Here is a 19,402-nt window from a genome sequence, read left to right as displayed (position 1 = left end):
CAAGTGTCTTCTGGGTAACATAACGAATTCTAACTAATCTCAGAACACTTGCAAGTAGTCCTCGATGACCTCGCGCTCGCCCTCATCGAGGTCGAACAGGTCGTACACAGCCTCATCAATCTCGGCCTCCAATGCCTCGATGTCTGTCTCCGCAACTCGGCTGCGGTCCGATTCGAGCCTGTCGAGAAGCGTCCCCACGCCTGCGTCACTCCGGGGTATCGGGATGGTCGTCTCCTCACCGCTCTTGACGTTCCGACCGTCCACAGCCGCGCGGACGTACTCGGCTCGCATCTTCCGGGCCTCGCGGTCCTCGGAGTACATCGCAGGGTCGTTGATGGTGTCGGAGCGACCGGCCTGCACCGTGAAATCCCCCCCAACGTCCCCCTGCACGTTGGCGCTCACCGGGTAGCGGCGAGTCTGCCACTCGTAGGTGATGTAGTCGAGTTCACCGTCGTAGTCTCCGAGGTACGCCTCCGGGAAGCGGTCGGTCTTGCTGTCGAGGTCGATGGAGTCCACAATCTCCCCGGCTTTCTCGCGCATCAATCCGAAGACGCCCGCGGTGTCGTCGGTCACGCAGGGGAGTTTCTCGACGTACTGTGAGCGGTACTCGTAGTATCCGCCCATCTTGACCGTCGTGATGTGCTTGAAGTAGAAGTCGAGGGCTTTCGAGTTGAGTTGACAGGCCATCTCCTCGGTAAAGTCACGGTAGTCGTCCGAAAGAAGCACGGAGTACGCCGTAGTAAAATACCACGTCCCTACTTCGTCAATCATGAACGTGGCATTTTGACAGATGTGGGCTTGGATGATTTTGGGTTGCTCAAATTTCTCCAGATTTTGCGTTCGTCCGAACTCCCACCACGTGTTACTGTCTTCCCAATTCCCTCGCTCTCTCCCCCGAAGTGCCTCCTCGTGATGGCTAAAGTAGTCCCAAGATAGAGGGAGGTTTTCTCTTAGTTCATCCTCTGAATAGAGGGTTGCTTCTGTTTCCCCTGACTCTCCTTCCTCAACGTGATAGGGGTAAATGACGTGTAATCCGGACCAATCACCCCGCCATCGCTCAACGTCGTTGCCTTTCAGGAACGGTCGGAGAAGGTCTGTTTCGACTTCGTACTCTCTTGATTCGCCAGTAGGGACTATAGTCACAGTACTGCCTTCATCGTCCGAGTCTACCCGGTCTGCATCCACCACGTCTACAACGTAGATTTTGTTCGCGCTGGTTCGGATACCTTGGAAAACGGCATCGGTCACGTCCCCGATGAACGCGTCTTTCTGCTCCTCCAGTTTGTTGAATACCTGCAACTCCTCGGGAGGCATCAACGACCAGTACCCCTCGTTCAACTCCGCCTGCGGGAAGTCGAACACGTCGATGAACTCGTCAGAGTGGCCCGGCTCGCCGCGGTGGTCGCGTACCGACTCGATGATGGCCTCGTCCAGTTCGCGGTCATCGCCATCGTCCGTGTTCGCCTTCACCCGAACACACCGAATCTGGTTCTCCTCACGGGCGGCCTCATCGGATTCGTCCTCAAGAATCACGATGGCGGGGTAGTTGGTCGCGTCCTCGAAGACCCCGGAGTCGCGGAAGTCGTACACTTCCTTGATGCGGCTATCTTCGAGCATCACCTTCCGTAGACCCTCGCCGTAGTCCGTGACCATGAACTGATTCGGGGTGATAAATCCGAGTCTCCCCGTATCGTCCCGCAGCCAGTCGAGACCTCGCTCGTAGAAGGGGCAGTAGATGTCGTAGTTCCCGGTCGTGGCGTCGTACAGACGGCTCATCATGGCCTTCTGCTTGTCCGGGAGGTTCTGGATTCGGACGTACGGGGGATTGCCCACCACGTAGTCGTATTCCATGTAGTTCTTCACGACGAGGGCCAACACCGTGTCCTCGAACATCTTGAACAGCCGCCCGTCGTTGTGTTCCTCCTTGAGGTACCGGACGTTCTCCAACATGTCGTTGACGTACTCCTCGAAGAACTCCTCCAAGCCGTCGTACTCTTGGGAGGTGTACCGGTTGATTCGAGGTTCGAGGCCGCCGCCGTAGGTCCAATCCCAGTCGGTGGTGTCGCCGAACTGGGCCATGTGGTCTTTTACGGTGTCCAGCACGCCTTGCAGGGCGGCGAAATACTCCCCGAAGTTCTTCACGCTCGTCTCCGCTCGAATCGTCGTATAGAGCGGCATACGGACGCGGCGAACGAGGAAGCCGTCCTCGGTTTCGACCCCGTCTTCCTCGTCCACTTCGACCGGAAGCGGGACCGGGACTTTGACCTCCTTCTCGTCCTCGTCCCATGCATCGAGGGGCGACTGCCACGTCTCCGCGTCTCCGGTACCCAAATCCACCCCGGAGAGTTTGCGCTCGTTCCGGAGCGAGTCCGTCCGGTAAATCGGAAGCCGCCGGATAGTGAAGTTTGAGTTCTCCTGCTTCGCTTTTCTGTAGGCGGGGAGGATGGCGACCACGAACCGAATCTGAGCCATCAGCACGGCGAACGGGTGGATGTCGAGACCGACGATGCGCGGGCGGGTACAGAGGTCGCGGAGTTTGTCCTGCCAGTCGGGGTTGTCCTCGTAGCGTTCAACGTCGGCGATGTACCGCTCCACGGCTTCCACGAGGAACGTCCCGGACCCACAGGAGGGGTCGATGAGTCGTCTGTTCGAGACGCCGCGGTCGTAGCCGACGCCGTCCATGATGTAGTCAACGACCGGTTGCGGCGTGTAGAACTCCCCGAGTGCCTTCCGCGTCTCCGGGTCGAAGTACCGCTGGTAGAGGTCGCCGAGCAGGTCTCCTTCGACGTGGGAGAAATCGAATCGAAGGATGTTGAGGAACACTTCGGCGACTGCCCGACTGAAGCGGTCCCGAGTGGCCGCGCTAATTCGTTCGACCGACCCCGTCCCCTCGGCCACGGCCTTGAACTGGTTCGCCCCTGACTCGTGCAACCGGGAGAGTTGTTCCGCGTAGCCGTCGGTCCACCACACGAAGATGTCGTCTTGGAACAGCCCTTCGACCAACTGTTCCTGCATGTCGTCGATGAGGTTGTCCGCGGCGACCGGGAAGGCGTCGAGGTTGATTGAGTCGCTGAAGCCCTGAAGTCCGCGGAAGTAGTCCTCCATCCCGTCGTAACCCGTACCCGCGAAAAACTGGTGGTCTTCGGTCGCCTTCGCCAGTAGCAACCGCGCGAGGACGGCGTGACCGCTCTCCAAGCAAAACATGAAATCACGGAGGGACTGCTTCCCGTCGATGAACGGGTCCCAAGAGGCCGGGACCTCATCCGGCTCGCTCGCGTAGGTCGCTTCCCAGAAGTCGTACGCCCCTTTGACGAACTTGGCCTCCTCCTCGTCGCGCAGTTCGTGGAGCAGGTCCATCATCCCTGTGACGAGGTCGGCGAAGGGGCTTCCATCTTCAAGTCGGAAGGTGTCGAAGAAGTGAGCCTGCCCGAGTTCGGCCTCCTCGTTGAGCGGAATCGGGTCAAGTTCGGACAGAAATCGGTTCACGTCGTCCGGGTTCGTGAGGTCGAACTCCCGTTTCTGGAGCGAACTGACGAGGTCTCGGGCGTCACTTTCTGTCGCGGAGTCAAGCGAGACAATCAGAATCGGAGAATCCTGTCCTCGGCGGTAGAGACGCAGTTGTTCCCCGTTGGTTAGGACGCCGAACTCCGAACGGAGGTAGTCCATGTAGTGGAACAGTTGCGACTCGTGGGGCGGGAGGTCACGACCGGTCGTCTTGAACTCGTAGACCGCCGTGACCGCTTCGTTCGAATCGAGAGTGATGTAGTCGGGTCGCCGGTCATCTGGAAGCGTGAACTCGCTACGGATGTCCGTGCCTGTTCCTTCGTAGTCGAGCGCGTCGTAGAACCCGTGTTCCAGAAAGAGGTTTTCAACATCACGCTCGCTCATGTCGCCATCGACCTGTCCGGCGATGGCTTGGAGAGAGTCGTGTAGAGCCGAAGGGTCTGCCATTAGCGGCCTCAACTCAATAGGCCTTCATAAAAGTAGCCGAGTTGCTGAGAGTCAACTCGGGAAGTCTGTCAAATTTCTCTGATTTCAGGATACCCCGGCGTCTACGTTGCTCCTCACTCGTTTGGTATTCGGCAGTCAGCCGATGAGGGCGGCGCGGGTGTCTCGTAGTGGACTGTTGTGTTCGGGTAAAGTAACCCAGTACAGGGTAGCCAGTCAACCCAAATTTGTCTTTTTCTCAGAGGCGGAATTCCCACCTTTATGGACGGTGGCAATTTGAATTCATCTCGTTGAATCGCATGAAGGGAGACATTTGTGCAAAAGATTGAATTTGACAAAAGCATACTCAATCACAAAAATCCAATACGAACGTTGTTTTCCAAACAATTCTGTCCGTGTCGGGAGATAACATACCGTGGTGACGCGGTATTGGACGCAACGACTTCGTCAAGCAGTTCACCCGCGCTTCGGTCGGCGGCTCGATTGCAGAATGCCGCGGTACAGGTGTGTCAAACATGGGGCACACATCCATGGGGCACACATCCCCGTAGTAGTACCCCGTAGGGTTTCCCCTCGTGGACTACCCCGTGTTTCATTACCGTTCTTACAGCACGTAGTTCGATACTGTAGAGAAAGACGTGTTTACACTAACGTACTCTAAAGGCGGCCCTCATCGGATAGGAACAACGAGTTGATACCCTGTAGTAGTATCCCCCCTGTAGTCCCCCCTTGAGTAACCATCCGATGACCCCGCCATTCTGTAACGCCTTCAAAACTCGTTCCCACAACGAGTAGGTTCTTCAAGGAGAGACGGTTAATAGAGTACGAGTCACGCGATAAGCAGGCAGGAAAATGCCTCCATCTTAGCGGCCAGAGCGAGTAGGGGCTGAGACAAACGGCCAGGTTCCATTTTAAGGCCCCTGATGGCCTTCAGAATCGGTTTTTGCAAGTTGTGAGTGGCATCCATCATCTGTCGCAAAAGAACCGCTCTCGTGGCCGCACAGGGCTTCGGCGATTTTCGTTTGGAGAGGGTCGGCGGAATGGAGGATTCTCTGCTCTAAAGCAATTTTGACATTTGTCCAGTCTATCAGACATTATGGTTTAGATTCGTCAAAACACATCTGCGTCAACTCGCCCTCCTCTCGACCTCTTTCGCCGGACTCGTTACTGCCATAGGTTGTTACACCAGCAAACGGGCGAACGCATGCTTGTTAGTAAGTTCCGTCACGAACTGAGGGCGAAAATCACTCCATTTTCGGGGTTGGTTTAGTGTGGTCCAACAGTAACGGAGTGAGGGAGGAAGGCAAAGAGTTGTTGCTCGGACTTAATGCGGACGACGAGACACCCAATCCGGGGGTCTCCGACTCCCGGTTGTGTCCCGCCGTTCCGGTAGGACAAACGGAGGATAGGTGCGTGGATTCCCACGCACCCGTCCGTCGTTTCAGAACGAGTTCTCAGTCACTCGTCGGTGAGCAGTAGGCTTCGCGCTCGTGACGCCGTTTCGGGTTTTCCTTCGGCCAGCAACTCCGCGATGAGGCGGTAGACCCGTTCGACCGGGACGCTCTCCTCGTAGGGCCAGTTCCCCGCCAAAGACGGTATCCGTCCCTCAACGACGGCGACGACGTTCTCGGCCTCATCGAGTTCGACCACGGGGAAGTCACCCGGCTCGTGGACCTCGGAGGCGTTGGCAGGTGGTTCTTCCGGCCTTCTACCTGTCCGAGATGAATCAGCACCCCGTTCTTGCCCTTGAACGGCTTCCCGCAGTACGGGCAGAGCCGAGCGACCGACTCGGTCTTCCGTTCCTCGGGGTAGTTGACTTCGACCTCTCGCGTCCCGACATCCTCCAGATTCTCGAAGTCGAGATGTTCGGGGACCTCTCCCTGTGGGCCGTGTCCGTTACCGGCACTCCGAAGGACGTGAAGGTGCATTCCGCGGCTCAACTTCTCGGCCTCACAGCCGTCCACAGGGCACTTGACGACTTTCTCGGCGTTCCGGTGGGGGTTTGTCTGCGGCGTCATCGGTTTTTACCCCATCCTGTCGAGGGCGCTACGGCGGTCCTCAACCGGCACTTGGTCGTACTTCATCGTCGTCATGGGGTTCTTATGGCGGAGTTGGGCTTTCGCCGCGGCGAGGTCCCGCTCCTTGGTCATGTAGGTCCCCACCGAGTGCCGTATCGTGTACCACGACATCTTTCGATTCGCGGTCTCGATACCGGCTTGGTCGCAGAGTCGGTGAAGGAGTCTCCGAAGGCTGCTGGAGCCGTGAGGATTGCCGTGACTCGTTAGCCAGAGCGTGTCGGTGTCCTCGTACCGTTCGTACTGCTCGCGCTCCTCAAGCCAGCGAGACAACGCCGTCGCGGTCCGCTCGGTGAGGCTGACGGTCCAGTTGCCCTCGTTCTTCGAGGACTCGTCTTTCGGGATGCGGAGAACGCCGTTCCTCGTGTCCACCCACTCCGTCCGAGCGTTGCGGACCTCGTTGGGACGGAGACCGGCGTCGAGACTCGTCCAAACGAGAGAGGTGATTTCCCACCCGTTCACCTCGTCCCAGTCCTCGCGCGTTACCTCGTCGTACGCCTTCCCGAGTGCGTTCGAGATGTAGAGTTTCCACCCGTTCCGCTCCTCTGCGGTGAGGGAGTCGTAGGCGGGGATGTTCCCCTCGTTGAGGGCCGCCTGTCGGATGGCACGGCGCTCCTCACGCGTGAGGAAGTCCTGCGGCTGGTGGTTGCCGCCGGAGCCGTCAAAGGTGTACTCGAACTCCCACTCGTCGTAGCCGTACTCGTGGTGGAGCCACTTCGAGAGGTGCTGGAGGCCTTCCTGCGCCTTCCCCTTCATCACTTGACTCTGGTCGGAGAACGCCAACCAGTCCATGTAGGCGGCGGCGTCATCGGATTGAGGCGGGTACGTGTACTCGTTCTTCTGCTCCCAGAGCCACAGGTCGAACCGCGCGGTTCGGTACGCCGTCGAGTAAACGGTGTACGGCGAGTACCCTTCGGCCTTGTCGGGGTACTTCCCAACCTTCAACAGCCATGACAGGAATCGAACACGCCTGTCTTTGTAGTCTACGAATTGCTTCTCGTTCAGTACGCCGTCGTGCGATTTTGGCACCACCGGGATGGGGCGTTCGGTGTCCAACTCCCCGTTGGTGAAAACGTTACAGCGCGAGAGCGTGATTGGCAGGTCTTCCATGTAGGGTCTCCTGCCGAAGTGAAAATCGCAAGACGCGGCGAAGCCGCGGATGCGCGGGACCGGATTCGAACCGGCGGACCCCTACGGGACAGCGTCCTAAGCGCTGCGCCGTTGGCCTGGCTTGGCTACCCGCGCGCACCCGGTAGTATCAGGAATCGAGGTAAGAAGCTGTCGTTCGTCTCCGGCACGGGTCCCACCGCCTCCGCGGAATCGACCCCGTCGGCCGATTCGCGGCGTCGGTCGGAGCAAGCGTCAAGTGCGTCGACGCGGAGCAGTCAGTATGTACAGCGCCCGGGACAGGGTCGACAACGAGGAGTGGTTACAGCGGATCGAGGCGGGCGGGGACCGCTTGGAACTCGGGTCCGAGGCGCGGTCGTACGCGAGCGACATGTTCCTCTCGCACGTGCCCGACACCGACCGCTCGAAGCGGGCCGTCGCCGCCGCGAGCCTGTACGCCGCCGCACTCATCGCGGGCGAGGAGCGCTCGCAGTCGCGCGTCGCCGACGCGATGGACGTGACGCGGCTCAGCATCCAACAGCGCTGGAAGGACATCCTCGAAGACGCGGGGTTTCGGCCGCCGACGTGGTGAGGCGGGTCGAGGGGGGGTGAGAGTGGAAATCGTAACCGAACGCGACCTCAAGCGTCCTCCGGACGGGTCGCCTCGCGGCCGTCTCGCTCGGGCGTGAGGTTGCCGTGGCGGTCTATCTCCCCGCGGACGATGCGCGTCGAGGAGATGCGCTCGCCGTCCTCGGCGGCGACGTGGCCGACCACTTCGATGTCGAGGGGGTCGAGGCCGCGTTCCTCGCGAATCTCGTTCACCCGCGCGCCGCCGTCTTTCGTCTCCGGGGAGACGATGAGCACGTCGAAGCCGGGTTCGGTGGCGATGCCGGTCGGTTCGGCGAGTTCCCGGATGTCGAACTCTCGACCGTACTCCTCGGCCAGCGGTCGCAGGTGGTTCAAGAGGTCGCGCTTCCGCTCCTCGAACGGTCGGACGTACCGGTCGACGTGGCGGGTCTGCGGCGCGAGTTCGTCGCTCGTGAGACCGACGGTCACGTCGCCGAGTTCGAAGGCCCTCGCGAACAGCGCGAGGTGGCCGTCGTGAACCGGGTCGAAGGTCCCGCCGAGCGCGACGTTCATATCCGGGGGTCGGGGGCTCGTGACTTAAAAAGGTCGGCTCACGGAGCGAGGGCGGCGGGGCCGGGGTTCAGTCGTCGCCGCCGTCCGGGCGAACGGTGATGGTGACGGGTTCGATATCGCCCGCCTCGTCGTCCCCGAGCAGACGCCGGTCGAGGTTGAAGACCGTGTTCAGTTGCGATTGGACCTGCCCGACGACGCTCTGGACGAGGTCGCTCGGCGCGATAGCGGTGTACTCGTAGGGGTTGTTGCCCGCTCCCGAGTTCTTTCGCTTGCGCCGCGTCACCGTCTCCTCGGAGTGGAGTTCCGCGAGCGCTTCGCGGACGGTGCTGGGGTAGAGGCCGGTGCCGTCGGCCACCTCGTCGCTCGTGGTGTGGGGGTGCTGTCGGAGGTAGACGTAGATGCGAGCGCGCGTCTCCGTATCGAGCAACCAGGCCAGGAGGTCGACGATGTTCTCGTCGAACTCCGAGACGGCCCGGTCGGCCTCCGCTTCGAGTCGCTCGCGGGTCGACTGCTCCGAGGGCGTTTCGGTCGGGTCGGCCACCGCGTCGCTCTCCGAACCCTCCTCTCTCGTGTCGTCGGGAGTATCGTCCGCAGACATACTGTTCTGCCCCATAGGTCAAAACCAGCCAGTTAAAAACCTTTCCGAACGGTCAGTCGAGACACAGGCGTTCACAGAGGGCATCGAGGCCCGATTCGGCGCGAATCCGTCGCTGTCGTTCGGTTCCGCTCTCGGCGTCGTACACCGCTCGGAGGCCGTCGACGCCGAGTCGGTCGCACTCCCGGTCGACGAACTCGCCGAGCGACACCGTCCCCTCGGCGTCCCGGGCGACGAACCCGGCGTCGTGGCCGTGTCGCGTCGCGCGCCACTTGTTCTCGTCGAGGAGTTCCCGACGGAGGTCCGTCCCCGACTCGCCGTCCTCGTAGCGTTCGGCCAAATCGAGGACGAGAGCGTGGACGTACTCGACGAACGCCATCGTCTTCTCGGGGTCCGACTGCGCGTCGGGCGTCCGGACCTCGACGGTGCCGTGGCCGGTGTGCGGGCGCACGTCGAACCAGAGTTCGCCGCGGTCCTCGATAGAGCCGAACTCGACCATCCGGCGCTCGAACTCCTGGAACGCCTCGAAGTCCGCGAAGCGCGAGGGCATCCCGGTGTTCGGGAGGTTCTCGAATATCTTCGCTCGCGCCGAGGAGAGGCCCGTGTCGAACCCGTTCCAGAAGGGGGAGTTCGCCGACAGGGCGAGCAGCGGCGGGAGATACCACCGCGCCTCGTTGGCGACCCAGATCGCCTTGTCCGCGTCGTCGACGCCGACGTGGACGTGCAGGCCGGCGGTCGTGTTTCGGTGCTGCGGGTACTGGATGCGGTCGAGTTGCGATTTGTACCGCGGCTTCGTCGCGTGGTCGAGTTCGCGCCACTTCGCCGCCGGGTGGAGACCCGCTGCCGCGATGCGGTAGCCGTGGTCGGCCGCGTGGTCGACGAGTGCCTCCCGGACGGCGCGGACGAGGTCGCCCGCCTCCGAGGGGTCCTCAATGAGCGGCGTCTGCGTCTCGACGGTGAACCGGAACAGTTCGTGGTCGATGCGGTCGCCGAGAAGTCCCCCCGGAGGGTTGTCGTAGACGAGGTCCGAGATGCCCGAGGCGGGGCGGCCGTCGCCGTCGACGATGTAGAACTCCTCTTCGACGCCGAGCGTGCCCATCCGGTCGAAGGCGTCCGCGGACCCTAGTTCCATCGCACGGTCGTTGGGGGGGGCTCATTAAATAGGTCGTGGACCCCGGCGACCCGTGCGGGCGACCGACGAACCGGTGAGCAGTATCTCAATCTAACCCGACCCGCTTTTCGATCTGGCCAGAGGCGAGCGGCTCGTCAGTTGGGAATTCGCGTAGGACTCGACGAAGGTCGTGGTTTCGCGTACTCCAGATATTCCGCCGGGTCGATTGGTAGTCACCGTACCCCTCGTATGTGAGTGACGTGTCTTCGAGAAACTGCGTGTTCCGGAATTTGAAGTTTTCAGGTTCGATGACCGACAGATCGGTTATTCGAGGTCGGCCAGTCATACTATGTACTGTAGATAGCGGAGGCTAAGTGTTACTACCGAGGACTACGTATGAGCGGGTGTTCGTCGAACACCCGCTCAGGAGTAGTGCAATCGCTCCGGTTCATTCTATTATCCGAACATATCATGCAGAGTTCTATCGTTTCGGGAGCAAGACGGCGATTTCTGTAGACTACTTCGGCCGGGCGACGACGCCGAGGTGGTCCTCGTGGAAGCGGTCCAATCGCTCCGTCTCCAGCACTTCGTAGGACTCCCGCAGGTCCTCGAGGAACGCCTCGAACACGTCCTCGGGGTCGGCCACCACGTCCTCGCTCCGCGCCTTCACGGCCGCGAGGAGGCGGCCGTCGTCGCCGAGGAACCGCCGGTTGCGCACCGCCACGTCGGCCTGCCCGCGCGTCGCCACGTCCTGCACGATGCAGTCGAGGTCCGATTCGACGACGTGGGCGTACGTCTCGGGTTTCCGCGCGTCCTTCAGGAGGGGAAAGAGGTTCTCCCTGTCCTCGGCGACGCCGAGGAGGTCGCGGACCGGTCGCGCCGCGAACTCGACGGCGTACGTCGGACCCGCGAAGTCGGCGACGTGCGAGACGGTGGTGCCCGACGCCGCACCGAGATACAGCACCGACTCGCCGCCGACGAGACCGGTGTCCATTCCGAGTTCGAGCATCGCGCCGAGTTTCGACCGGCCGGCGTCCCACGCGCGCCACCCCTCCTCGTCGCGGGGTTCGCCGTACACCGTCTCCCCCCGCGTGGCGAGTCGCTCGCGGCCGTCGAACGCGCGGCGCTCGACGCCCTCGGGTATGTCGGTCACTCGTCCACCTCCCGCGCCCGAATCGTCTCCATCCGTTCGCGCAACTCCTCGTGTACCTCCGGTTTCAGCTCCCCGGAGTAGTGGTCGATTCGGGCGGCGATGGTCAGTTTGCCGGCGAACGCGCGCGCGGCGGACCCGCGGTGGTCGGGATGGGTACCGCGCACGTAGTCGTGGACGTAGATGATACCATGCTTCGGGGAGGACGCACGCCCCTTCAGGTGCGCGAACAGGGCGTCCTCCGCGCCGAGCACCTGCACGGTCCCGGAGGGCTTCTTGGCCAGCGATTCGAGGCCGCCCGCGAGGGCGACGAGGCGGGCCGCGAGGACGGGGCCGGCCATCTCCGCGAGGTTCGGCGCGACGGCCGGCGCCCGCGACTCGACGAACGCCCGCAAGTCGTCGCGTTCGTCCGCGAGGTCCGCGATGCGCCCGGCGAAGGAGACGACGCGCTCTTCCAGGGGGGTCTCCGGCTCCCTGTCGGCCACCGCGCGGGCGCCGTCGACGCCGACGTCGGCGTCCTCGAACAGCGTTCCGGCCCACTCGGAGAGTCGTTCCGCGAGTTCGTTCGCGGTCCGTTCGGCGTCGTCCATCGCGCGGACGGCGTGGACCAACTGCTTGTCGTCGGCTCGTTCCCGTTCGCGGACTTCCTCCCTCGTGGCGTTCAGCGTCGCCTCGCGAAGCCGTTCGTAGTACTCCGCCTCCGAGTCGGCGAATCCCGACTCGACCGCGACCGCGGGCCAGTCCCGCGGCGCCTCGGCCTCGCCGTCGGTTATCGCCTCGCTCGCACTGTCCACGTCGCCGGGGTCGATGCCCTCGAACCAACCCGCGCGCGCCGAGGGCGCTCCGTCGTTCATGGTTTCACGCTGTCCCCGGACCAGTATATCCGTCCCGGTACGGAGAGCGCATACCTCGGCGCCGTCGACCCCGTTCGCTCTCCGTCGAGTCGGTCGAACCCCGCCGAACCGCAACCCCGGTTGGGCGAACTGAGGGTGGTTCGGGGCAGAACAGAGCAGTAGGAGAGAGCGAGCGCAGAGTGTCGATAGTTGGCAACCATCATGGTTTGGAGCGGACGACGAGCGACCCGGGTCTCGGCTCTTTCTACGGGCGAAACCCGAATGGTGGGTTGAGCACGGCGCCGTTCGACGCGCGGGCCGGAGGGCGGGGAGAACCGCATTTATCCCACGCGGGTCGACTGCGCGGTACTACTATGTGACATCTCGTTGAATAGAGACCGACGATGCCGGACGAAGATTCGGTCGCGCGTTACCGCCGAAATCGACAGGACGAGGTCGACAGCGCGGCGGTCTATCGCGCGATGGCGGAGGCGGAGTCACACCCGCAGGTCGCCGAAGTGTACCGCCGGTTGGCCGAGACGGAGACGCGACACGCCGAGTTCTGGACGGAGCGGCTCGACGAGGCCGGAGTGAACGAACCGGCCCCCGGACCGACCGCGCGGGCGAGAGCGCTGGCGTGGCTCGCGCGACGCGTCGGTCCCGGCGTCGTGCTCTCGACGATGCGAGCGGGCGAAGTCGCCGGCGGTCGAGGGTACGCGACGCAGCCCGAGACGCGGGGGACCGAACTGTCAGCGGAGGAGCACTCTCACGACCGGCTGTTGGCGGCGATAGCGGAGGTTCCGGGGCGAGGGGTCGAAGGCGGCGTCTTGGCCCGACTGGAGGGGCGTCACCGCGCGACGAGCGGCAACGCGCTCCGCGCCGCGGTGCTCGGTGCGAACGACGGTCTCGTCTCGAATCTCAGCCTGGTGATGGGCGTCGCGGGAGCGGCGCTCGAATCGGGGACGATACTGGTCACGGGGCTCGCCGGACTCATCGCGGGCGCGGGTTCGATGGCGATGGGCGAGTGGCTCTCGGTTCAGAGCTCTCGCGAACTCTACCAGCGTCAGATCGATATCGAGGCGGCGGAGCTCGCCGAGATCCCCGAGGAGGAAGAACGGGAGTTGGCGCTCATCTACGAGGCGAAAGGACTTCCGAGGGAACAGGCCGAATCGCTGGCGGCGCGACTCGTCGGGGACGAGGAGATGGCGCTCGACACGCTCGCTCGCGAGGAACTCGGTATCGACCCCGAGGAACTCGGCGGCTCGGCGTGGGAAGCGGCCGCCGCGTCGTTCGTCCTGTTCGCACTCGGTGCGATCGTCCCCGTGCTTCCGTTCTTCCTCTTCGGCGGCGTCGCCGCGATCGGAGCGAGCCTGACGCTGAGCGCGCTCGCGCTCTTCGCGATCGGCGCCGGAATCACGCTTCTGACGGGACGAAGCGTCCTGTACTCGGGGTTCAGGCAGGTCGGCATCGGACTCGCCGCGGCGGTGCTCACGTACGGCGTCGGCACGCTCATCGGGGTGGCCGTGGTCGGATAAGCAGTATCGGAGCGCTTCGTGCGCGCGAGCGAACCTCACTCGATGTCGTCCCACGCGCCGACGTCGCTCCGTCGAAGCTCTCCGGTCGCCTGCCAGGCGCGGGGGCGGAACGTGATGCCCAGGAGCACCGCGTAGAACACGCCGACGAGGGCGGCGACGGCGACACCGGGCAGGACGCCGACCGACGCGCTCGCGGGCCACGCGCTTCCGACGTCGGGCGTCACGGAGATGCGGAACGCCCACGCGGCGAGGAGCACGGTGAAGAGCGGGAGGTACACCCGGCGCAGTCGGTGGGCGATGGCCTCCTCGTAGGAGATTTTCGTGCGGGGTTCGCGGTAGTCCCGCGAGAGGCGCGGGCGCCAGTTCTGGTCCTCGATTCCCTGCGAGGGGTCCAGCGAGTACGCGAACACGTTCCGCTGGAGCAGTCGAACCCGCGACCGCCACATGTCGTACCCCCGGTATCGTCGGGCTTCGATGACGAGGAACACCGTCACCATCACGATACCGACGAGGATGACGTAGTGCGGGCGGGTCGCGCTGGAGAACGCGTACGTGAGGATGGCGGCGATGAGCGTCACCGCCCAGTTCGAGGTGCGGTCGAGGCGCTCGCGCCACAGTTTCATCCGGTGGATCTCTCCCCGGTAGAGGTGCGCCATCGCCGACCCGGGGGCGCTCGACTCCTCGAAGAACCCCCGACCCATCGTCCGGGCCTCCTCGCTCGCCGCGTCGAACGACTCGTCGCAGTCGTACCCGTCGCTCGCGGGGTCGGAGCGCGTTCCTTCGTCCGTATTCGAGGTAGAGTCGGTCATGTGGTGGGTCAGATAGCCGGGGAGGTTCCCGTGGAGGGCGGCGCGGCGGCCTCCTGCTCGTGGTCCGTCGTGACCGGGCCGTTCGGCGCCTCACTCATAGGGCGTCGAACACGCGCTCGAACCGCTCGGAGACGTCTTCGGCGATCGAATCGAGGTCGGAGTTGTCGGCCATCCCGACGAGTCGACCGGGGTCGACCGCGCTCACCGTGACCGACCCGTCGTCTCCCTCGTAGACGACGACGTTGCACGGGAGGAGCGCCCCGAGTTCGATTTCCTCTTGGAGACCCTCGAAGGCCAGTTGCGGATTGCACGCGCCGAGGATCCGGTACCGACGGAACTCCTCGTCGAGTTTCTCCGCGAACGTCGCCTGCACGTCGACGTCGCAGAGGACGCCGAACCCTTCGTCTTCGAGCGCTCCGACCGTCCGGTCGACGACGTCGTCGAACTGTCCGTCTACCTGTTTCCGCGTCGTGTAACTCATGATGTGGTGGAGTAGTGGTGGTATCGCGTGTTCGGCGGGCGGTGCTCAGACGAGGAGTTGCACGTCGGCGTCGGCCATGCGCTGGAGCGCCGTCGCGGCGCCGACGCCCGTCGTGACGCCGTCGTAGAACTCCTCCTCGTCGTAGTCCATCAGTTCGACGGTCATCTGACAGGCCTGCAGGTCGACGCCCTGGTCGAGCGACACGTCGATGAGTTCCTCGATGGTCGCCGTCCCGTTGTCGGCTATCTTCTTGTTCATCATCTTCGTCGCCATCGAGTCCATGCCGGGGAGCGACGCGATGGCGTTCGGCATCGGCATGCTCGGGTTCCCGACCGCCGAGAGCTTGAGGTTCTTCGACTTCTCCTCGTGGAGGATGTCCAGCCCCCAGAACGTGTGGAACACCGTGACGTCCCAGCCGAAGGCCGCGGCCGTCGAGGCGAGGATGAGCGGCGGGTACGCCATGTCGAGCGTCCCCTTCGTCGACACGATGACCATGGACGTCCCGTCGTCGGCGACGTCGGCCTTCAGGTCCGCGAGTTCCTCGCGTAGCTCTTCGACCTCGGCGGCGAGTTCCGCCGCGGAGCGGTCTCCGGTCGCGTCGACCGATTCGGCGATTTCCTGCGTGTCCGAGGTGTCGGAGGTGTCCGTACTCATGTTCACTCGGTCTTGCGCACGTAGTGTTTGAACACGTCTCCGTCCTCTTCTTGGTCAAGGAGTTCGACGCCGTCGGTCGTCTCCGCCCAGCCGGCGATGTCGCTCACGCTGCCGGAATCGGTGGCGAGCACCTCCAGCACGTCGCCCTCGCTCAGACCGTCGGTGGCTCCCTTCGTCTTCACGACCGGCATCGGACAGGATTCGCCCTGTACGTCGAGCGTCTCGGTGACAGTGTATTCCGTACTCATTGTTGGGTTGCCCGTTTCCGTATTGGGCTTACCCCACAATATCACTGGGCCACTGAAAAGTGTGTCGATTCTTGGGTTTGTCGCACACTACTGCGTCTAGTAACCTCTACACCGACCCCTGACTACGCCGTTCCGGCGCGTCTTCGCCTCTATCCGCCCCATCTAGTATTGCATCTCTTGTGAAATACTATGCAAACTCTTATGTGAGAGGGCATGGTAGCGAGAGGTACAGATGGACGCTCCGGAACCGAACGCGGAAGTGGAATCGGTCGCACCCGAGACGGTCAAGCGGCGCATCGACGACGGTGAGCGGGTCGCCATCCTCGACGTGCGCGCCGAGAGCGAGTTCGAGGAGTGGCGCATCGACGGCGACGGCGTCGAAGTCGTCAACGTCCCCTACTTCGAACTCCTCGACGGCATCGACGACGACCAACTCGAACGCATCCCGGCGGGCGACCCGACAATCGTCGTCTGCGCGAAGGGCGGCTCCAGCGAGTACGTCGCGGGCCACCTCGTAGAGGCGGGCGTGAACGCCGCGAACCTCGAAGGCGGCATGAAGGGGTGGGCGCGGATATACGACTACCGCGAACTCGACGCCGACACCGAAGCGACGATAGCCCAGTACCAGCGCCCCTCCAGCGGCTGTCTGGCCTACATGGTCGTCAGCGACGGCGAGGCCGTCGTCGTCGACCCCCTGCGGGCGTTCGTCGGCGAGTACGTCGCCGACGCGCGGGTGATGGGCGCGGACATCGAGTACGCGGTCGACACGCACGTCCACGCCGACCACGTCAGCGGCGTCCGCGAACTCGCCGCCGAGACGGGCGCGCGGGTCGTCCTCCCCGAGTCGGCGGTCGAACGCGGCGTCGAGTACGACACCGACTACGAGACGGTCGCCGACGGCGACGCGCTCTCGGTCGGCGCCGTCGACATCGACGTGCTCCACACCCCCGGCCACACCTCCGGGATGACCTCCTATCTCGTCGACGACGCGGTGCTCCTGACCGGCGACGGCCTGTTCACCGAGAGCGTCGCCCGGCCGGACCTCGAAGGCGCCGACGACGAGGCGGCCCGCGCGGCCGCGGGCGAACTGTACGACACCCTCCGGTCGACGATTCTCCCGCTGGACGACGACGTGCTCGTCGCGCCGGCGCACTTCAGCGACGTCGACACGTCGCAAGGCGACGTGTCGGGCAATCGGACGCAGTCCGATGACGCCGCGACCCCCCGCGAGGACGGCACCTACGCCGCGCGCCTCGGCGACCTGACGGCGCGGATGGACGCGCTGTCGATGGACCGCGACGAGTTCGTCGAGTTCATCCTCTCGGACATGCCGCCGCGCCCCTCGAACTACGAAGAGATCATCGCGACGAACCTCGGTCGGCGGGACGCCGGCGACGAGGAGGCGTTCGAACTCGAACTGGGACCGAACAACTGCGCCGCCAGCGGCGACGCGATGACGAGCGACTGATGACGGAGCTCTGAAGCTAAGCTAATGGATATGATGACACTCCCGCTTATCGCGTTCGCGGACCTGTTCCCGCGGGGCGTCGCCCAGTACGCCGCCGGTGGGCTACTCATCGGCCTCGGCGTCGCCGTGATATACCTCGGAACGGGCATCATCGCGGGCGCGAGCACGTTCCTCGAGTCGACGCTGTCGTACGTCTCGGACGTTCCCCGGTTCAACCGGGCGAAGTACCTCGCCTCGCGCGACTGGCGCGTGGTGTTCACGCTGGGCATCGTCGGCGGAGGGGCCGTGTACGCCCTCGCGTTCGGCGAGTTCGGCTGGACGACCGACGTGCAACCGTGGCGTCTGCTCGGCGGGGGTTTCCTCGTCGGCGTCGGCACCCGCGTCGGCAAGGGCTGTACCTCCGGGCACGGCGTCTGCGGGGTCGGGTCGCTCTCGGAGACGTCGCTGGTGAACGTCGCGACGTTCATGGCCGTCGCCATCGGGACGGCGCAGGTCGTCGCCGCGCTGGGGGTGTCCCCGTGAGCGACGACGACGACGGGCGCGGACCCGCGTTCACCCTCGTCATCCTGCTGGGCGGACTCGTGTTCGGGTTCGGCCTCGGACTCAGCGGGATGGCGAAGCCCGAAATCGTGCTGGGCTTCCTCCAGTTCGAGGACCTCGGCCTGCTGTTCGTGATGGGCGGGGCCGCCGTCGTCTCCGGGGTGACGTTCTTCGGGGCGACGCGGTTCCTCGGCCGCGCGCCGCTGACCGGTCGCCGGTACACGCGTCGGCTGAAGACCATGGACAGGAACGTCCCCGTCGGCGGGGCCATCTTCGGCGTCGGATGGGGGCTCTCGGGCATCTGTCCGGGCGCCGCCTACGCGAGCGTCGGCGTCGGGAACCTCCCCATCCTGTGGGCCGTCCTCGGAATGTTCCTCGGGGCGTACGCGCAGGGGTTCGTCCGCGCCTCCCGCGCCGACGAGGCCGACGCCGGAACCGCCGCCTCCGGCGACTGAGTCCTCATGTTTCGAAGAAATCAACTCGGTAAACGACGACAAGTAGTATTGTGTAGAAATGGAACTATTAGGCACACAAAAGAGAACGGAGTGACATGTCCGGAGTAGAAGCCGTGAGCGGGATGGAAGCGATAACGACGGTAGGGCTCGTCCTCGCGGAGGCCGTCGTCCTGTACGTGGGGTACGGCGCCCTCGGCGGCCTCGTCGAGTCGGCGGTCCTCGACGCACTCGGAGGTGATTGAGGGTGGAGTTCCTCGGATTGAGCCCGTTGCTGGCGGTGATATTCGTCGGCTTCGGCCTGCTCGTCGGAATCCTGTTCGGCTTCTTCGGGATGGGAGGGTCGTTCCTCGTGACGCCCGCCCTGTTGGTGATGGGCTACCCCTCGACGGTCGCCGTCGGAAGCGGTCTGGCGTTCGTCTTCGGGACGAGCGTCATCGGCGCGCTTCGTCACCGGAACCACGGGCAGGTCGACTACAAACTCGCGCTCATCATGACCGCCGCCATGACGGTCGGTATCGAGGGCGGAAAGCGGGTCGTGTTCTTCCTGGATGCGACCGGGACGGCCGACCTCGTTCTCAGCGTCGCGTACGTCGGACTGCTCGCGGTCGTCGGCCTGTTCACGCTGCGCGACGCGCGGGGTTCGGCTGACACCGACTCCGAGGGACGCACCCTCGCCGACCGCGTGCAGTCGCTTCGCGTCCCGCCGATGGTGACGCTGCGCGGCGACGTCCGCGTGTCCGGGTGGGTAATCGCCGCGGTCGGACTCGTCGTCGGCGTGCTGTCCGGATTCCTCGGCGTCGGCGGCGGGTTCCTCCTGATGCCCGCGATGATGTACGGCCTCGGCGTCCCGGCCGCCGTCGCCGTCGGAACAGACATCCTCCAGATCACCGTCTCGGGGGCGTTCGGCGCGTTCCGTTACGCGCAGTCCGGGTCGGTCGCGCTCCCGGTCGTCGCGGCGCTGCTCGCCGGGAGCGCACTCGGCGCGCGCATCGGGGCAGGCGCGACGCGACTCGTCGAAGAGGGCGCCATCAAGGGCTACTTCGCGGCGATGCTGCTCGCCGGGAGCGTCGCCGTGGCGGCGAAGGAACTCGGGGCCGCGTACGGAATCGAACTCCTGAGCGCGGTGAGCATCGCGCTCATCTTCGGTGCGGCGGTCCTCGTCAGCGGTGCGGTCGTGCTCGCCGCCGTCTGCCGTCTCCGGAACGACGGGACGGGGACGTGGTGTCGGTTCACCGCGGCCTAAGCCCCCCTCG

General features: G+C 64.1%; 20 protein-coding genes and 1 tRNA gene. 7 read left to right on the top strand and 14 right to left on the bottom strand.

Annotated features, from left to right (window positions below; translation table 11 throughout):
• Window positions 1–39 precede the first annotated feature (39 nt).
• The 5 genes from NDI79_RS00415 to NDI79_RS00400 form a co-directional block, all read right to left on the bottom strand.
• Window positions 40–3,951, bottom strand: coding sequence for an Eco57I restriction-modification methylase domain-containing protein (locus NDI79_RS00415; RefSeq protein WP_310926474.1), 3,912 nt, complete (start codon window positions 3,949–3,951; stop codon window positions 40–42).
• 908 nt (window positions 3,952–4,859) lie between these two features.
• Window positions 4,860–5,015 carry an LEPR-XLL domain-containing protein gene (locus tag NDI79_RS23555; protein WP_425499575.1) on the bottom strand — a complete coding sequence of 52 codons (156 nt, stop codon included), beginning with the start codon at window positions 5,013–5,015 and terminating at the stop codon, window positions 4,860–4,862.
• Window positions 5,016–5,406: 391 nt separating this feature from the next.
• Window positions 5,407–5,598 (bottom strand): hypothetical protein, encoded by a 192-nt coding sequence (locus NDI79_RS00410; protein ID WP_310926473.1) that lies wholly within the window; start codon window positions 5,596–5,598, stop codon window positions 5,407–5,409.
• Window positions 5,599–5,972: 374 nt separating this feature from the next.
• Window positions 5,973–7,133 carry a tyrosine-type recombinase/integrase gene (locus NDI79_RS00405; RefSeq protein WP_310926472.1) on the bottom strand — a complete coding sequence of 387 codons (1,161 nt, stop codon included), beginning with the start codon at window positions 7,131–7,133 and terminating at the stop codon, window positions 5,973–5,975.
• Between the two features lie 50 nt (window positions 7,134–7,183).
• Window positions 7,184–7,268, bottom strand: a tRNA-Leu gene (locus NDI79_RS00400).
• 145 nt (window positions 7,269–7,413) lie between these two features.
• On the opposite strand from NDI79_RS00400, the gene NDI79_RS00395 reads away from it, so the two are divergent.
• Complete coding sequence (locus NDI79_RS00395) at window positions 7,414–7,722, top strand: transcription initiation factor IIB family protein (RefSeq protein WP_310923779.1); 309 nt, start codon at window positions 7,414–7,416, stop codon at window positions 7,720–7,722.
• 47 nt (window positions 7,723–7,769) lie between these two features.
• Here the strand turns inward: NDI79_RS00395 and NDI79_RS00390 are convergent, their stop codons facing one another.
• The 5 genes from NDI79_RS00390 to NDI79_RS00370 all read right to left on the bottom strand — a co-directional run bounded on the left by NDI79_RS00390 (window position 7,770) and on the right by NDI79_RS00370 (window position 11,980).
• Window positions 7,770–8,270: a phosphopantetheine adenylyltransferase gene (locus tag NDI79_RS00390; protein ID WP_310926471.1), complete on the bottom strand. Its 501-nt coding sequence runs from the start codon at window positions 8,268–8,270 to the stop codon at window positions 7,770–7,772.
• A gap of 67 nt (window positions 8,271–8,337) precedes the next feature.
• Window positions 8,338–8,868: a winged helix-turn-helix transcriptional regulator gene (locus NDI79_RS00385; RefSeq protein WP_310926470.1), complete on the bottom strand. Its 531-nt coding sequence runs from the start codon at window positions 8,866–8,868 to the stop codon at window positions 8,338–8,340.
• Window positions 8,869–8,920: 52 nt separating this feature from the next.
• Window positions 8,921–9,997 carry a glutamate--cysteine ligase gene (locus tag NDI79_RS00380; protein WP_310926469.1) on the bottom strand — a complete coding sequence of 359 codons (1,077 nt, stop codon included), beginning with the start codon at window positions 9,995–9,997 and terminating at the stop codon, window positions 8,921–8,923.
• A 496-nt stretch (window positions 9,998–10,493) separates the two neighbouring features.
• Window positions 10,494–11,129, bottom strand: a complete 636-nt coding sequence (locus NDI79_RS00375; RefSeq protein ID WP_310926468.1) for a fibrillarin-like rRNA/tRNA 2'-O-methyltransferase — start codon at window positions 11,127–11,129, stop codon at window positions 10,494–10,496.
• Window positions 11,126–11,980 (bottom strand): NOP5/NOP56 family protein, encoded by an 855-nt coding sequence (locus tag NDI79_RS00370; RefSeq protein WP_310926467.1) that lies wholly within the window; start codon window positions 11,978–11,980, stop codon window positions 11,126–11,128. Before NDI79_RS00370 ends, NDI79_RS00375 begins: the two co-directional genes overlap by 4 nt.
• Window positions 11,981–12,363: 383 nt before the next feature.
• Here NDI79_RS00370 and NDI79_RS00365 point away from each other — a divergent pair, with 383 nt between their 5' ends.
• A complete protein-coding gene (locus NDI79_RS00365; RefSeq protein WP_310926466.1) occupies window positions 12,364–13,494 on the top strand; it encodes a VIT1/CCC1 transporter family protein in 1,131 nt (376 codons plus the stop codon).
• Between the two features lie 35 nt (window positions 13,495–13,529).
• Here the strand turns inward: NDI79_RS00365 and NDI79_RS00360 are convergent, their stop codons facing one another.
• The 4 genes from NDI79_RS00360 to NDI79_RS00345 form a co-directional block, all read right to left on the bottom strand.
• A complete protein-coding gene (locus NDI79_RS00360) occupies window positions 13,530–14,195 on the bottom strand; it encodes a DUF2270 domain-containing protein (RefSeq protein ID WP_310927607.1) in 666 nt (221 codons plus the stop codon).
• 202 nt (window positions 14,196–14,397) lie between these two features.
• Window positions 14,398–14,784 (bottom strand): DUF302 domain-containing protein, encoded by a 387-nt coding sequence (locus tag NDI79_RS00355; RefSeq protein WP_310926465.1) that lies wholly within the window; start codon window positions 14,782–14,784, stop codon window positions 14,398–14,400.
• A gap of 45 nt (window positions 14,785–14,829) precedes the next feature.
• The gene (locus NDI79_RS00350; protein WP_310926464.1) at window positions 14,830–15,438 is read right to left on the bottom strand and encodes a DsrE/DsrF/DrsH-like family protein; all 609 of its coding nucleotides are present in this window, start codon (window positions 15,436–15,438) and stop codon (window positions 14,830–14,832) included.
• 2 nt (window positions 15,439–15,440) lie between these two features.
• The gene (locus NDI79_RS00345; RefSeq protein ID WP_310926463.1) at window positions 15,441–15,686 is read right to left on the bottom strand and encodes a sulfurtransferase TusA family protein; all 246 of its coding nucleotides are present in this window, start codon (window positions 15,684–15,686) and stop codon (window positions 15,441–15,443) included.
• 232 nt (window positions 15,687–15,918) lie between these two features.
• Between NDI79_RS00345 and NDI79_RS00340 the strand changes: the two genes are divergently transcribed.
• The 5 genes from NDI79_RS00340 to NDI79_RS00320 all read left to right on the top strand — a co-directional run bounded on the left by NDI79_RS00340 (window position 15,919) and on the right by NDI79_RS00320 (window position 19,392).
• A complete protein-coding gene (locus NDI79_RS00340) occupies window positions 15,919–17,154 on the top strand; it encodes an MBL fold metallo-hydrolase (RefSeq protein WP_310926462.1) in 1,236 nt (411 codons plus the stop codon).
• A 24-nt stretch (window positions 17,155–17,178) separates the two neighbouring features.
• Window positions 17,179–17,676: a YeeE/YedE family protein gene (locus NDI79_RS00335; protein ID WP_425499560.1), complete on the top strand. Its 498-nt coding sequence runs from the start codon at window positions 17,179–17,181 to the stop codon at window positions 17,674–17,676.
• The gene (locus NDI79_RS00330) at window positions 17,673–18,149 is read left to right on the top strand and encodes a YeeE/YedE family protein (RefSeq protein WP_310926460.1); all 477 of its coding nucleotides are present in this window, start codon (window positions 17,673–17,675) and stop codon (window positions 18,147–18,149) included. Before NDI79_RS00335 ends, NDI79_RS00330 begins: the two co-directional genes overlap by 4 nt.
• A 95-nt stretch (window positions 18,150–18,244) precedes the next feature.
• Window positions 18,245–18,391 carry a DUF7512 family protein gene (locus tag NDI79_RS00325; protein ID WP_310926459.1) on the top strand — a complete coding sequence of 49 codons (147 nt, stop codon included), beginning with the start codon at window positions 18,245–18,247 and terminating at the stop codon, window positions 18,389–18,391.
• Window positions 18,392–18,393: 2 nt separating this feature from the next.
• A complete protein-coding gene (locus NDI79_RS00320) occupies window positions 18,394–19,392 on the top strand; it encodes a sulfite exporter TauE/SafE family protein (protein ID WP_310926458.1) in 999 nt (332 codons plus the stop codon).
• Window positions 19,393–19,402: the final 10 nt, after the last annotated feature.

It is taken from the genome of Halogeometricum sp. S3BR5-2, from assembly GCF_031624635.1.
GTDB classification, from domain to species: Archaea; Halobacteriota; Halobacteria; order Halobacteriales; family Haloferacaceae; genus Halogeometricum; species Halogeometricum luteum.
This window is presented reverse-complemented; position numbering and strand designations above follow the sequence as displayed.

What these genes read in the sequence shown, in the direction of transcription:
- NDI79_RS00415 (WP_310926474.1), bottom strand. Translation starts at nt 3,951, where the DNA reads ATGGCAGACCCTTCGGCTCTACACGACTCTCTCCAAGCCATCGCCGGA.
- NDI79_RS00405 (WP_310926472.1), bottom strand. Translation starts at nt 7,133, where the DNA reads ATGGAAGACCTGCCAATCACGCTCTCGCGCTGTAACGTTTTCACCAAC.
- NDI79_RS00395 (WP_310923779.1), top strand. Translation starts at nt 7,414, where the DNA reads ATGTACAGCGCCCGGGACAGGGTCGACAACGAGGAGTGGTTACAGCGG.
- NDI79_RS00390 (WP_310926471.1), bottom strand. Translation starts at nt 8,270, where the DNA reads ATGAACGTCGCGCTCGGCGGGACCTTCGACCCGGTTCACGACGGCCAC.
- NDI79_RS00385 (WP_310926470.1), bottom strand. Translation starts at nt 8,868, where the DNA reads ATGTCTGCGGACGATACTCCCGACGACACGAGAGAGGAGGGTTCGGAG.
- NDI79_RS00380 (WP_310926469.1), bottom strand. Translation starts at nt 9,997, where the DNA reads ATGGAACTAGGGTCCGCGGACGCCTTCGACCGGATGGGCACGCTCGGC.
- NDI79_RS00370 (WP_310926467.1), bottom strand. Translation starts at nt 11,980, where the DNA reads ATGAACGACGGAGCGCCCTCGGCGCGCGCGGGTTGGTTCGAGGGCATC.
- NDI79_RS00365 (WP_310926466.1), top strand. Translation starts at nt 12,364, where the DNA reads ATGCCGGACGAAGATTCGGTCGCGCGTTACCGCCGAAATCGACAGGAC.
- NDI79_RS00360 (WP_310927607.1), bottom strand. Translation starts at nt 14,195, where the DNA reads ATGGGTCGGGGGTTCTTCGAGGAGTCGAGCGCCCCCGGGTCGGCGATG.
- NDI79_RS00355 (WP_310926465.1), bottom strand. Translation starts at nt 14,784, where the DNA reads ATGAGTTACACGACGCGGAAACAGGTAGACGGACAGTTCGACGACGTC.
- NDI79_RS00350 (WP_310926464.1), bottom strand. Translation starts at nt 15,438, where the DNA reads ATGAGTACGGACACCTCCGACACCTCGGACACGCAGGAAATCGCCGAA.
- NDI79_RS00345 (WP_310926463.1), bottom strand. Translation starts at nt 15,686, where the DNA reads ATGAGTACGGAATACACTGTCACCGAGACGCTCGACGTACAGGGCGAA.
- NDI79_RS00340 (WP_310926462.1), top strand. Translation starts at nt 15,919, where the DNA reads ATGGACGCTCCGGAACCGAACGCGGAAGTGGAATCGGTCGCACCCGAG.
- NDI79_RS00335 (WP_425499560.1), top strand. Translation starts at nt 17,179, where the DNA reads ATGGATATGATGACACTCCCGCTTATCGCGTTCGCGGACCTGTTCCCG.
- NDI79_RS00325 (WP_310926459.1), top strand. Translation starts at nt 18,245, where the DNA reads ATGTCCGGAGTAGAAGCCGTGAGCGGGATGGAAGCGATAACGACGGTA.